We start from the raw sequence: 12,439 nt of genomic DNA, 5'->3' as shown, positions 1-12,439 counted from the left end.
CCCTTCCCGGGAACGGACGCTCTGTTGTTAAGTGTCCTTGACGTTATCTGCCCCGGCCCTTGTGGAATCCCGCGGACCGGAGCGGGCCGTCAGGGCACAAACCGGTATCCCATGCCGTGTTCGGTCAGCAGGTGGGCGGGACTGGCCGGATCGGCCTCCAGCTTCCGCCGCAGCTGGCCGATGTACAGGCGCAGGTAGCCGGAGTCCGTTGTTCCGGGACCCCACACGTTGTGCAGCAGGGTCTGCTGGGTCACCAGCATCCCGGGATGGGCCAGCAGTTCGGAGAGGAAGCGCCACTCGGTAGGCGTCAGCCGGACGTCGGCGCCGTCCTTGAGGCGGGCGATCCGCCGGGCGGCCAGGTCCACGCGGACCGCGCCGAACGTGATCTCGCTGGGCCCGGCGGCGGCCGGCACCCGGCGGGAAAGGGCACGGATCCGGGCCAGCAGCTCCTCGGTGGAAAACGGCTTGGTCACATAGTCGTCAGCCCCCAGGTCCAGGGCGCGGACTTTGTCTGCCGGGTCCACCCGGCCTGACACCACCAGGATGGGCACCGCACTCCACCCGCGGACCGCTTCAATAACGTCCATCCCGCTGAGTCCGGGCATTCCCAGGTCCAGGACCAGCAGGTCCGGATGCGTGTCCACCGCCTTCCGGATGGCAGCGCTGCCGCTTTCAGCCGTCACTACCTCGTACCCGTACGCGCCCAGGGTGATGCGCAGGGCGCGCAGGATCTGGACGTCGTCGTCCGCTATCAGAATCTTCATCCCGCCACCGCCCGATTGGACCGTCCCGGGATGGAAACCCGTGCTGCAGCCGGCAGCGAGAGGACCATGGTCAGCCCGCCGCCGGGGGTGTCTTCGGTTTCCAGTGTTCCGCCCATTCCTTCCGTAAATCCTTTTGCCAGTGCCAGGCCAAGCCCCAGTCCGGTGGAGTTATCCGTGTCCCCCAGCCGCTGGAAGGGAACAAATATTTCCCCCTTCCGCTGTTCGGGAACACCGGGACCCGAGTCTATGACGCGGATTTCCACCCGGCCGGCAAACTCGCTGACGGACAGCACCGTCTTGCTGCCCTCCGGACTGAAACGCATTGCATTTGCCAGCAGGTTCACCAGCACCCGCTGCAGCAGCACCGGGTCAGCTGTGACGGTGCGCTGGACGGAGGGAATTTCCAGCTCGACTTCGGCGGGGCCCAGTTCCAGCTCCTCCAGTGCCGGCAGCACCGCGTCGGCCACGTCCACCGGTGCCAGGCTCACGCCCACCACCCCGGCCTGGAGCCGGCTGACGTCCAGCAGGCTCGTGACCAGGCCGGACAGCGAGGCAAGGGACTCTTCCGCCGTGGCCAGCAGTTCGTTCCGGTCCTGTTCGGACCAGGTGACGTCTGTAGCGCGCAGGCCCGTGACGGCGGCAGTGGCGGCGGTCAGCGGCCGGCGCAGGTCATGCCCGACGGCGGCCAGCAGGGCCGTGCGAACCTTGTCGGCTTCGGCCAGCGAGCCGAGGCCGCGCGCGGTTTCGGTCAGTTCCCGGTGCTCCAGTGCTGCCTCCAGCTGCGCGGTGATGACCGCCAGCAGCCGGCGGTCTGAGGCAGCCAGTTCGCGGCCCCAGAGGTCCAGGAAGCCGTTCTCCCCTACCGGCAGGCGGGTGAACGCAGGGTCTTCGGGTTCGGCCTTGTCCGGCCAGTCGCCGTCGGAGTACAGATCCGCTCCGTCCACCCGCAGCCGGGCCGCGCTGACATTGAACGCCTCCCGGGTGCGTCCCACCAGTGCTGCCAGGGCGTCCTCGCCGCGCAGCACGCTGCCTGCCACGGATGCGAGCAGCTCTGATTCCGAGGCGGAGCGCCGGGCGGTGCGCGCGCGCCGCGCCGCAGCGTCCACCACGTAGCTGACCAGCATCGCATTGACCACATAGAGTCCCAGCGCCAGCATGTGCGACGGCGTGGCCACCGTCACGGTGTAGAGCGGTGAGATGAAGAAGAAGTCCAGGGTGAGGCCCGAGAGCAGCGCGGCGAACAATGCGGGCCAGATACCGCCGACCAGGGCCACAAGGATCACCAGCAGCTGGTAGCTCAGGACGTCGCCGGTAATGGTTTCCGCGCTTTGGGCGGCCACCAGGGCGGCGGTGAGCAGCGGACCGCCCACCAGCGCGAAGGCGAAGCCCAGCAGGCGCCGGCGCATCGAGAGGGCGCTGCCCAGGTGCGGCAGCACCAGGGTCCTGGCAGCGGCCGAATGCGAGACCATGTGCACATCAATGTCGCCCGACTCGCGGATGACCGTCGCCCCGATCCCCGGACCGGACAGCAGGGCGGCAATCCGGGGCCGGCGGCTGACGCCGATCACCAGCTGCGTGGCGTTGACCCCGCGGGCAAAGTCCACCAGGGCCTGCGGAATGTCATTGCCCACCACCTGGTGGAAACTGCCGCCCAGCTTTTCCACCAGCGCCCGCTGGGCCGCGAGCTCGCCGGGCTGCGGGCCGCTCAACCCGTCGTTCCCGGAAACGTGCACGGCAAGCAGCTTGCCGCCCGCGGAACGGGCGGCAATCCGTGCACCGCGGCGCAGCAGGGTGTGCCCTTCGGGGCCGCCGGTCAGGGCCACCACCACCCGCTCCCGCGCCTCCCATTTACGGTTGATGCCGTGCTCGGCCCGGTACCGGTTCAACGCCGAATCCACTTCGTCCGCCAGCCACAGCAGGGCCAGCTCGCGCAGTGCCGTCAGGTTCCCCAGCCGGAAATAGTTGGAGAGGGCAGCGTCCACCCGTTCGGCCGGATAAATGCATCCTTCGGAAAGCCGGCCCCGCAGGGACTGCGGGGCGAGATCCACCAGCTCCACCTGGTCCGCCTCGCGCAGCACGGCATCTGGCACCGTTTCGGCCTGCAGGGTGCCGGTGATCTGCTCAATGACGTCGTTGAGTGAATCGATGTGCTGGATGTTCACCGTGGACAGGACGTTGATGCCGGCGTCGAGCAGCGACTGAACGTCCTGCCAGCGTTTCTGGTGCCTCAGCCCGGGGGCGTTGGTGTGCGCCAGTTCGTCCACCAGCGCGTAGCCGGGACGCCTGGCCAGCAGGCCATCCAGGTCCATTTCCGCCAGGTCCAGTCCGCGGTGCGGCACGTTGATCCGAGGCAGGGTTTCCAACCCCGCGGTCAAAGCTGCGGTGCCGGCCCGGCCGTGGGTTTCCACCAGGCCCACAACGACGTCGAGGCCCTCCCCGTGGAGGCGGTGCCCTTCTTCGAGCATGGCGTAGGTTTTCCCCACGCCGGGCGCCGCCCCCAGAAATACCCTTAGTTGTCCCCGCGTCATGGACTAAGTGTCCAGCTCCGCCAGTGAAATGTTCAAAAGCAACACGTTCACGCCCTCCCGTCCCAGGAGATCCGTCCCTTCGGTAGCCTCGGTTACCAGTTCCTGTACCTCCGTTTCGCTGAGCCCGCGTGCAGCGGCAACCCGCGGTACCTGCAGCTGAGCGTATTCAGGGCTGATGTGGGGGTCCAGGCCGGAACCGGAGGCCGTAACGGCGTCCGCGGGCACCTCTTCCGGGGCAACCCCTTCGGTGTCCGCCACGGCCTGCCGGCGTTCGGCGACGGCCGCGGCAAGGTCCTCGTTGAGGGGGCCCAGGTTGGAGCCGCTGGAGGCTCCGCCGTCATACCCGTCGCCGGCGGCGGACGGACGGGACTGGAAGAACTCCGGCAGCGGCACGCCGTCGCCGTCCGTAAAGGACTGCCCGATCAGCGCTGAGCCGACGTCGCTTCCACCGGAACTGACCATGGAACCGTTGGCGCGGCCGGGCAGGGCGACCTGCCCCACGACCGCCACCGCGAACGGATAGGCCAGGCCAAGCACCAGGGTCAGCACCGCCATGGCGCGTACGGCAACGCCGAGCTGGCGCATGCTGCTGCGGACGGGATTCATTTGTTGCTCCTAAAGCTGGGAATGGTCATGTCAGAAGCCCGGAAGCAGGCTGACAAGCAGGTCAATGAGCTTGATGCCGATGAACGGGGCAATGATGCCGCCCACCCCGTAGATCAACAGGTTCCGGGTCAGGACGGCCGAGGAACCTGCGGCACGGTATTTCACGCCGCGCAGGGCCAGTGGAATCAGCACCACAATCACGAGGGCGTTGAAGATCACCGCGGAGAGGATGGCCGACGCCGGCGAATGCAGCTGCATCAGGTTCAGCGCTGCCAGCCCCGGGAAAACCCCCACGAACATGGCGGGGATGATCGCGAAGTACTTCGCAATGTCATTGGCGATGGAGAACGTGGTCAGCGCCCCGCGGGTGATCAGCAGCTGCTTGCCGATTCCGACAATGTCGATCAGCTTGGTGGGATCCGAATCCAGGTCCACCATGTTGCCGGCTTCCTTGGCTGCGGATGTTCCGGTGTTCATGGCCACCCCGACGTCGGCCTGGGCCAGCGCCGGTGCGTCGTTGGTGCCGTCGCCGGTCATCGCCACCAGATGGCCGCCCGCCTGTTCCCTGCGGATCAGGGCCATCTTGTCCTCGGGCGTGGCTTCGGCCAGGAAGTCATCCACCCCGGCTTCGGCCGCAATGGCCTTGGCCGTGTGCGGGTTGTCGCCGGTAATCATCACGGTGCGGATGCCCATGGAGCGCAGTTCGGTAAAGCGTTCCTTCAGGCCCGCCTTGACCACGTCCTTCAGGTGGATGAGGCCAAGCACCTGCGTGTCGCCGTCGGCGTCCCGTACCGCGACGAGCAGCGGTGTTCCGCCGCCGGTGGAGATGCGCTGCACCTGGTCTTCGACAGCCATCAGGACATCGACCTCGATCCCGCCGGATTCGGCGGTCCAGTCCAGGACGGCCGCGGCAGCACCCTTGCGGATCTTGGCGCCGTCGGGGAAGTCCATTCCACTCATCCGGGTTTGGGCCGTGAAGGGAACGCTCACGGAACCTGCCGGCGGCTGCGGGCGGCAGCCCTGCTTCTCGGCCAGTTCAACAATGGACTTGCCCTCAGGCGTCGGGTCCCCGAAGGAGGACAGGACGGCGGCGTCGACAAGGTCCTGGTTTTCCGTGCCGTTGATGGGCACGAAGGCCGATGCCTGCCGGTTGCCGTAGGTGATGGTTCCGGTCTTATCCAGGAGCAGCGTGGTGACGTCGCCGGCAGCCTCCACGGCGCGGCCGGACATGGCGAGCACGTTGCGCTGGACCAGCCGGTCCATGCCGGCAATGCCGATGGCGGAGAGCAGCGCCCCGATGGTGGTCGGGATCAGGCATACCAGCAGGGCCACCAGGACCGGGATGCTGACGGCGGCGGACGAGTAGCCGGCGAGCGGGTTCAGGGTCAGCACGACGACGACGAAGACCAGCGAGAGGGTTGCCAGCAGGATGTTCAGGGCAATCTCGTTGGGGGTTTTCTGCCGGGCGGCACCCTCCACCAACCGGATCATCCGGTCCACGAAGGTTTCACCGGGGCGGCTGGTGATCCGGACGACTATCCGGTCCGACAGCACCCGGGTGCCGCCGGTGACGGCGGACCGGTCACCGCCGGACTCACGGATTACCGGTGCGGATTCGCCGGTGATCGCTGATTCGTCCACGGAGGCAATGCCGTCGATGACGTCACCGTCGCCGGGAATGACCTGGCCGGCGGATACCACCACCACGTCATCCAGGCCGAGGTCGGCGGAAGCCACTTCCTCCGGCGCTGCGCTCAGGGCTGCCGGATCCCGGCGGCCGTCATAGGCGGGAACGCGGAAGGCGGTGGTGGTGGCCCTGCTGGCACGCAGCGAGGCGGCCTGGGCCTTGCCCCGGCCCTCCGCAACGGACTCGGCGAGGTTGGCGAACAGCACGGTTGCCCACAGCCAGCCGGCGATCAGCCAGGCGAAGGATCCCGGTACTGCAGTGCCGCCGGAGTCCTGGGGGCCGCCCATAAACGGTTCGGCGACGGCGATGGCGGTAATCAGTGCCGCACCAACCTCGACAATGAACATCACCGGGGTGCGCACCATCAGCCGCGGATCCAGTTTGCGGAAGGCCCCGGGCAGTGCCGCGGCCAGCGATGCGGCCGTGATTCCCCGGCGAGCCGGTGCCGGCGAGGCGGATCCGTCTTCGGCCGACGGTGACGGTTTGGACGGTGAGGGTTGAGTGAGTGTGGACATGGTTATTGCAGTCCTTCCGCCAGGGGACCCAGCGCGAGTACGGGAAAGAAGGTGAGGGCTGTGACAATGACCGTGACGCCGCACAGCAGCGTGACGGACTGAAGCCGGTGGGTGGGCAGCGTCCCGGCCGAAACGGGAACCTTGCCCTGCTCGGCGAAGGACCCGGCCAGGGCGAGCACAAACACAATCGGCAGGAACCGTCCCACCAGCATGGCCACGCCCAGGGCCGTGTTCAGCCACGGAGTGTTGGCCGTGAGCCCGGCGAACGCCGAGCCGTTGTTGTTGGCCGCGGATGTGAAGGCGTACAGCACTTCGCTGAAGCCGTGCAGTCCCGTGTTGAGGATGGACGTGCCCTCGATGTCGGCACGGATGCCGGGAATTGCGAAGCTCAGCGCTGTTCCGACCAGCACCAGGGTGGGCATGGTGAGGATGTACAGGCTGGCGAGCTTGATTTCCCGCGGGCCGATCTTTTTGCCCAGGTATTCCGGTGTGCGGCCCACGAGCAGGCCGGCAACGAAGCAGGTGATCACGGCCAGGACCAGCATGCCGTACAGGCCGGACCCTACGCCGCCGGGGGCGACTTCGCCGAGCATCATGTTCAGCATGGCCATCATGCCGCCGAACGGGCTGTAGCTGTCATGCATGGAGTTCACGGCACCGGTGGAGGTGAGGGTGCTGGTGGAACCGAAGAGCGTAGAAGCGGCGATGCCGAACCTCTGCTCCTTGCCTTCCATGGAACCGGCTGCCCCGTCTGCTGCGGAGAATTCAAAAGCGGTCATCGCGGCGAGTGAGACGGCGAAGATGGCACCCATTGCGGCCAGGATCGCGTAGCCCTGCCGGCGGTCGCCCACCATGGTGCCGAAGGTGCGCGGCAGGCTGAAGGGAATAGCCAGCATCATGAAGACCTCAACGAGGTTGGTCCAGCCGGTGGGATTCTCGAACGGGTGGGCCGAGTTGGCGTTGAAGAACCCGCCGCCGTTGGTGCCCAGCAGCTTGATGGCTTCCTGTGAAGCCACCGGACCGCCCGGGACCACCTGCGAACCGCCGGTGAGGGTGGTGATGGTGGAGAAGCCGTTGAAGTTCTGGATGACGCCGCCAATCATCAGGACAATGGCGCCGAGTGCGGCCATTGGCACCAGCAGGCGCACCAGCCCCCGGGCCAGGTCCACCCAGAAGTTACCGATGGTGCCCTGTTTGCGGGCAGCGAGACCGCGCACCAGGGCAACTGCCACGGCCAGGCCGACGGCGGCTGAGAGGAAGTTCTGCACGGCCAGTCCCAGCATCTGCACCGCGTAACCCATGGTCACTTCCGGCGAGTAGGACTGCCAGTTGGTGTTGGCGAGGAAGGACGCCGCCGTGTTGAAGGCCAGCGCCTCGGGAACCGCCGGAAGGCCGAGGGCACCGGGCAGTACGGGCTGGATCCGCTGCAGGAGATACAGCAGGCCCATGCCGGCCGCGGAGAAAACCAGCACGCCGCGCAGGTAGTTCTGCCAGGACTGTCCGGCGCCGGCGTCAACCCCCACAAGGCGGTAGAAACCGCGTTCCACGCCCAGGTGCTTCTCGGAGGTGTAAAGCCGGGCCATGTAATCGCCCAGCGGGCGGTACACCAGTACCAGCAGGACCACCAGGGTAAGTACCTGTGTGGCCGTGGTCCAGCCGCCCATCAGAACTTCTCCGGCCGGACGAGGGCTGCCAGCAGGTAGACGGCGGAGGCCGCCCCAAGGCAGAGGGCCAGGATGTCGAAGAAGGTCACAGCTTCTCCACCGCCCCTGCCATCAGGACAAACGCGGCGAACAGCGCCACGAAGCCGGTAATAAATAGAACGTCGAGCACGGAAGTTGCCCCCAGGCTAGAAAAGTCGCGCCGCCGGTCGGCTGCGCGGGCACGCTGTGTGCCGCCTTCGATTAGATGCCCGCGCCGGAGGGCAAAATGCCATCCTCATGTTTTCCTCACGGACGCAGCGCAAACCCTTACGGAATGCCTATGCTCCGCCGCGTTTGTGACCCGGTCCCGGCCGCTGCACGGGCCTCCCAAGTTCGGGGTATACACTGTAAACTTCTCGTCCAGGAAAGGACCTCCAATGCCGCAGTCCCCGCTGACCCCTGCTGCTATTGCCGCCTCCGCGGTCCGCGTTGCCGACGCGGACGGATTGGACGCCGTGTCCATGCGCCGGGTGGCCCGTGAACTGGGTGTATCGGCCATGGCGCTGTACCGTTACGTGGCGGACCGGCAGGCCCTGTTGATCCTGATGGCGGAGGAAGTTGCCGGTGACTACGCCCTCCTGCCGCCGGGCAACCACACCTGGCAGCAGATGCTGGTGCACATGACCAACACGCAGTGGTCCGTTTTCACCGCGCATCCCTGGCTGCTGAGCGTTGTCCTCACTCCCCGCCGGCTGGTGAATACGGCACGTCCCTCAGAGGTCGAACTGCTGCTTTCAACACTGCACCGGGCCGGATTATCCGAAGAGCAGGCCTATGACTGCCTCCTGGGTGTTTCCGCAGCCGTGATCGGCACCGCCACCATCACCATCACCGCCCACAGCGGCCCGGAGAGCGCGGAACCTGCAGGACCGGGCCGCTGGGACGAAGCCGCAGTGGCCCCCCATCCCTACGCAGCACGTTTCCAGGAGCAGGGCATCAGCTACACGGCCTCCCGCCGGTCACTGGATTTCCTGGTTGCCAACTTCATCAACGGCGTCGCACAAAGCCTCAAAAACTCCCCGGACACTCCGTAACGCCCGGGTTTATGGAAGGAAGAACATGCAGCTGAGCAACAAAACAGCAATCATTACCGGTGGTGCCGGCGGAATCGGGCAGGGCATAGTCCGCCGATTCCTCTCCGAAGGCGCCAAGGTGGCCGTGGTCGACATTGACCAGGCCCAGGGCGACAAGCTGCTCGCCGACCTTGAGGGCAAGGGCGAGGTCATCTTCATCGCCAAGGACATCTCCAAGGCGGAGAACGCCGAGGCGATCGTGGCCGAAACCGTGGCGCACTTTGGCGCCCTGGACATCCTGGTCAATAACGCGCATGCCTCCAAGCAGGCGCCGATCATGGAGACCACTCCCGAAATCTGGGACCTGTCCTTCAACACCGGCACCATGGCAACCTTCCACCTGATGCGCGCTGCCTACCCGGAGCTGAAGAAGACCCGCGGCAGCATCGTGAACTTCGCTTCCGGCGCCGGCATAAAGGGACTGCCGAACCAGGTGGCCTACGCCGCGGCGAAGGAAGCCATCCGGGCCATCTCCCGCACGGCCGCGAACGAATGGGCAGCCTACGGCATCCGCGTAAACGTTGTGTCCCCGGTCGCCCTGACCCCGGGCATCGTCCAGTGGAGCCAGGCCTTCCCCGAGGCCTACCAGGAAGTAGTGGACGGCGTTCCCCTGGGCCGCCTGGGTGATCCCGAAACCGACATTGCACCGGTGGTTGTGTTCCTGGCCAGCGAGCAGTCGAAGTACATGACCGGCCAGACCCTCATGGCCGACGGCGGCAGCATCAAGCTGTACTAGTCGGTCCCCCAGCTAGTCGGTCCCCAGCTAGCTAGTCCCCAGCACCGCCCAGCCCAAGGCAGGCAGTGCAAGCCGCTGCCCCGGGACGTCCAGCCCGCCCTCGCCGGCAAGGACGTCCCGGGCCGCAGCGGGAACCTCAACGGTGGCGGCGGCCGCGGCAAGGTTCAGTGCCACAACCAGCGAGTTGCCGCCGTCGTGCACCTCATACACAAGCTGCTCGTTGCTCACCGAGTGCGTGCGCGTGCGGGCTCCGTGGAGCCAGGCATGCCGGCGGCGCAGGCCAATCAGCGTCTGGTGCAGCCGGTAGAGCGGCGCCCCCACGGCAGAGAGCTCATCCGGCCCGGCCGGGAAAAGCGGCCGGACGTCGTCGTCGCCCCCGGCTCGGTCCTCCTTGATGCCGCGGTAGCCCTGCTCATCGCCGTAGTACACCACCGGGGTGCCCGGCAGCGTGAACAGCAGCACCAGCGCATGCTCCAGGCGGCCCGACGGCGCCAGCCGGCTCGCGATGCGGGTCACGTCATGGTTGCCGACAAACGTCAGCGGCACGAAGGTCTCCAGGAACATGTTGTGCCGCTGCAGGGCCCATTCCAGCTCAAAGAAGTTGCCGTCCGAGAGCGAACTCCATACCGCTTTCCACAGTTCGTACTGGGTCACCGAGTCCAGCTTCCCGTTCTCCACCTCAGCGGTGTAGTCGCCGTGGATGTACTCCCCCACAAACCAGGCATCCGGGAACTCGGTCCGGACATTGTCGAGCACCACTTCCCAGAACGACGACGGCACGGCGTAAGCCGCGTCCAGCCGCCACCCGTCGGCCCCGCGGCGCAGCCAGTGCTTCATCACGTCGGCAACAAAGCGGGCCACCTCCGGTTCCCCGTGGTTCAGCGCCACCAGCTGGTGGTGGCCCTCAAAGTCTCCGTATTCCGGTTCAACCCCGGGCTTCCAGCCGCCCGGCCAGCCGAGATGGAACCACCGGGCTTCGGCGGCATCCGGGCCCTGCTCCAGCGCCTTGCGGAAGGGCGCAAAGGAGCGGCCGGTGTGGTTGAAGACCCCGTCCAGCAGCACCCTGAGGCCCCGGGCACGGGCCTGGCTGATAAGTTCGTCGAAATCGGTGTCGTCGCCGAGCCGGGGGTCGATCCGGTAGTAGTCCGTGGTGTCGTAACCGTGGCTTTCGGACGCGAACACCGGCCCCAGGGCCAGCCCGGACGCACCCATTTCCAGGATGTAGTCCAGCCACGCGGTCAGCTGCGGCAGCCGGTGCTGCACCGGCGCATCCGCTGCCGGGCCGCTCTTCTCGGCTCCGGTAAAGCCCAGCGGATACACCTGCCACCAAATGGCGTGCTGTACCCAGTCCGGCGTCGTCATAGTGCCCTTCCCGTTGTCTTTCGGTCCGGGTACCAGTCTGCCACCATCAGTACCCTTACCGCTGCGCGGGCACTCCCGGACGCAGGGCAACCAGCACGCCGGCGGCGACCACCACATGCATCAGGGCCAGTCCGGTGAAGCCGAGGGTATCGAACCCGGCCGCAGCCGTCATGCCAATGGTCAGCAGCGCCAGGGCAGCACCGGCCCACCGGCCAATCCGCAGCAGGGAGGGCCAGCGCCGGGACAGGAGCACAACGGCAACCAGCCCGATCAGCAGGGGCACCACCGACATGATCAGCACATTTGCTGCACCCACCACCATCCCGGACGCGTTCGCATACTCCGCACCCGCGGACCGGAAGACGTAAAAGAGCACGAGGTTCAGTGCCGCTGCGCCAACGATGACGAGGGTCAGCAGCAGCGGGCGGTTGGAACCGGAGGTTCGGGCGGCTGCGGTCCGGGAACTTGTAGAGCTCATGGTTGCTCCTTAGGTTGTGGTGAACTGGCGGTGCGGAAAGTGGCGCGGCTGTCAGGCCCAGGACTTGAGGGTGTCCCTGAGCGGCGTGGCGGGCCGGCCGAGGAGCCGGCTGAGGTCGCCGGTGGTGTGCTCAAGCAGGCCGTCACGCGCGTTGGCATCCATGGCCAGCACTGCTTCGGCCATTTGAGCGGGCACGCCCGCGTCCAGCAGCATCCTCCGCTGCTCATCAGGACTGACGGGGCGGTACGTCACAGGACTGCCGAGGACTTCTGCAGCGGCGGCGGCAAACCCGTCCCACGTCCAGGCGGTGTCTCCGGCGAGCTCATAGACCGCTCCCTCATGTCCTGCGGTGGTGAGAACTGCTGCGGCCGCCTCGGCATAGTCGGCCCGGGTTGCACTGGGGATACCCCCTGAGCCGGCACTGTTGAGGATCACGCCGTCCGTTCTGGCCTGCTCAAAGTCGGCCCGGTAATTCTCGGTGTACCAGTTGTTGCGCAGCACGGTGGCCGGCAGCCCGACGTCGGCCAGGAAGGCTTCGGTTGCCCTGTGCTCGGTGGAAATGCCGGGTACGGTGCTGGCTCCGGGCGCCGAGGTGTACACCAGCCGGCGCACCCCGGCGTCGAGCGCTGCCTGGATGGCCGCCCGGTGCTGGGGCACGCGGCGGCCGACGTCGCTGGCCGAAATCAGCAGGACGCTTTCCACCCCGGCCAAAGGGCGGCGCAGGGTGTCCGGTTCATCCAGTTCGATCCTGAAGGTCTCGAATCCTTCCTCCGAAAGCTGATCCAGCACTGACTGGTTGCGTCCCAGCGCACGGATTCCGTCTGCGGGCACGCCGCGGTCCCGCAGGGCCGCCAGCGTGAGGCGGCCCAGCTGGCCGGTGGCACCGAATACTGCGATGGTCATGGTCTCTCCTGCCGGATTGGTTCAAGCGTGAACGAAACGGTACTGCGGTTTAGTTCAACCTACAAGTGATCGGCAGGAACTTTT

At 66.8% G+C, this 12,439-nt stretch carries 11 protein-coding genes; 2 read left to right on the top strand and 9 right to left on the bottom strand.

The window, feature by feature from the left end:
* Nucleotides 1-89: 89 nt before the first annotated feature.
* From QNN98_RS08345 to QNN98_RS08320, 6 genes are read right to left on the bottom strand one after another with little or no spacing between them, the layout of a single operon-like run.
* A complete protein-coding gene (locus QNN98_RS08345) occupies nt 90-764 on the bottom strand; it encodes a response regulator (protein ID WP_227911223.1) in 675 nt (224 codons plus the stop codon).
* A complete protein-coding gene (locus QNN98_RS08340; RefSeq protein ID WP_227926376.1) occupies nt 761-3,292 on the bottom strand; it encodes an ATP-binding protein in 2,532 nt (843 codons plus the stop codon). The genes QNN98_RS08345 and QNN98_RS08340 overlap by 4 nt, the downstream gene beginning before the upstream one ends.
* A gap of 3 nt (nt 3,293-3,295) precedes the next feature.
* Complete coding sequence (gene kdpC / locus QNN98_RS08335) at nt 3,296-3,898, bottom strand: potassium-transporting ATPase subunit KdpC (RefSeq protein WP_283996792.1); 603 nt, start codon at nt 3,896-3,898, stop codon at nt 3,296-3,298.
* A 30-nt stretch (nt 3,899-3,928) separates the two neighbouring features.
* On the bottom strand, nt 3,929-6,100 hold the full coding sequence (gene kdpB / locus QNN98_RS08330; RefSeq protein WP_283996791.1) for a potassium-transporting ATPase subunit KdpB: 2,172 nt from the start codon (nt 6,098-6,100) through the stop codon (nt 3,929-3,931).
* A 2-nt stretch (nt 6,101-6,102) separates the two neighbouring features.
* Nucleotides 6,103-7,764: a potassium-transporting ATPase subunit KdpA gene (gene kdpA / locus QNN98_RS08325; protein WP_283996790.1), complete on the bottom strand. Its 1,662-nt coding sequence runs from the start codon at nt 7,762-7,764 to the stop codon at nt 6,103-6,105.
* Nucleotides 7,764-7,853 carry a potassium-transporting ATPase subunit F gene (locus QNN98_RS08320; RefSeq protein WP_227911218.1) on the bottom strand — a complete coding sequence of 30 codons (90 nt, stop codon included), beginning with the start codon at nt 7,851-7,853 and terminating at the stop codon, nt 7,764-7,766. The genes kdpA and QNN98_RS08320 overlap by 1 nt, the downstream gene beginning before the upstream one ends.
* A 327-nt stretch (nt 7,854-8,180) precedes the next feature.
* Here QNN98_RS08320 and QNN98_RS08315 point away from each other — a divergent pair, with 327 nt between their 5' ends.
* Both QNN98_RS08315 and QNN98_RS08310 read left to right on the top strand, forming a co-directional pair.
* Nucleotides 8,181-8,837 (top strand): TetR/AcrR family transcriptional regulator, encoded by a 657-nt coding sequence (locus QNN98_RS08315; RefSeq protein WP_227911217.1) that lies wholly within the window; start codon nt 8,181-8,183, stop codon nt 8,835-8,837.
* 25 nt (nt 8,838-8,862) lie between these two features.
* Nucleotides 8,863-9,612: an SDR family NAD(P)-dependent oxidoreductase gene (locus tag QNN98_RS08310; RefSeq protein ID WP_283996789.1), complete on the top strand. Its 750-nt coding sequence runs from the start codon at nt 8,863-8,865 to the stop codon at nt 9,610-9,612.
* Between the two features lie 27 nt (nt 9,613-9,639).
* Here QNN98_RS08310 and QNN98_RS08305 read toward each other — a convergent pair whose 3' ends face one another.
* From QNN98_RS08305 to QNN98_RS08295, 3 genes are read right to left on the bottom strand one after another with little or no spacing between them, the layout of a single operon-like run.
* Complete coding sequence (locus QNN98_RS08305; RefSeq protein WP_283996787.1) at nt 9,640-10,974, bottom strand: alpha-amylase family protein; 1,335 nt, start codon at nt 10,972-10,974, stop codon at nt 9,640-9,642.
* Between the two features lie 55 nt (nt 10,975-11,029).
* Entirely contained in the window at nt 11,030-11,452 is a 423-nt protein-coding gene (locus tag QNN98_RS08300) for a DUF6069 family protein (RefSeq protein WP_283996785.1), read from the bottom strand.
* 51 nt (nt 11,453-11,503) lie between these two features.
* On the bottom strand, nt 11,504-12,355 hold the full coding sequence (locus QNN98_RS08295; RefSeq protein WP_283996783.1) for an SDR family oxidoreductase: 852 nt from the start codon (nt 12,353-12,355) through the stop codon (nt 11,504-11,506).
* Nucleotides 12,356-12,439: the final 84 nt, after the last annotated feature.

This window comes from Arthrobacter sp. zg-Y1143 (genome assembly GCF_030125565.1).
Lineage (GTDB): Bacteria > Actinomycetota > Actinomycetes > Actinomycetales > Micrococcaceae > Arthrobacter_B.
Note: the sequence above shows the minus strand (reverse complement) of the source record. Positions and strands in the feature narration are given on the sequence as shown.

Bases quoted from the DNA above. Each gene is read 5' to 3' on its own strand.
- QNN98_RS08345 (WP_227911223.1), bottom strand. From the start codon at position 764: ATGAAGATTCTGATAGCGGACGACGACGTCCAGATCCTGCGCGCCCTG.
- QNN98_RS08340 (WP_227926376.1), bottom strand. From the start codon at position 3,292: ATGACGCGGGGACAACTAAGGGTATTTCTGGGGGCGGCGCCCGGCGTG.
- kdpC (WP_283996792.1), bottom strand. From the start codon at position 3,898: ATGAATCCCGTCCGCAGCAGCATGCGCCAGCTCGGCGTTGCCGTACGC.
- kdpB (WP_283996791.1), bottom strand. From the start codon at position 6,100: ATGTCCACACTCACTCAACCCTCACCGTCCAAACCGTCACCGTCGGCC.
- kdpA (WP_283996790.1), bottom strand. From the start codon at position 7,764: ATGGGCGGCTGGACCACGGCCACACAGGTACTTACCCTGGTGGTCCTG.
- QNN98_RS08315 (WP_227911217.1), top strand. From the start codon at position 8,181: ATGCCGCAGTCCCCGCTGACCCCTGCTGCTATTGCCGCCTCCGCGGTC.
- QNN98_RS08310 (WP_283996789.1), top strand. From the start codon at position 8,863: ATGCAGCTGAGCAACAAAACAGCAATCATTACCGGTGGTGCCGGCGGA.
- QNN98_RS08305 (WP_283996787.1), bottom strand. From the start codon at position 10,974: ATGACGACGCCGGACTGGGTACAGCACGCCATTTGGTGGCAGGTGTAT.
- QNN98_RS08300 (WP_283996785.1), bottom strand. From the start codon at position 11,452: ATGAGCTCTACAAGTTCCCGGACCGCAGCCGCCCGAACCTCCGGTTCC.
- QNN98_RS08295 (WP_283996783.1), bottom strand. From the start codon at position 12,355: ATGACCATCGCAGTATTCGGTGCCACCGGCCAGCTGGGCCGCCTCACG.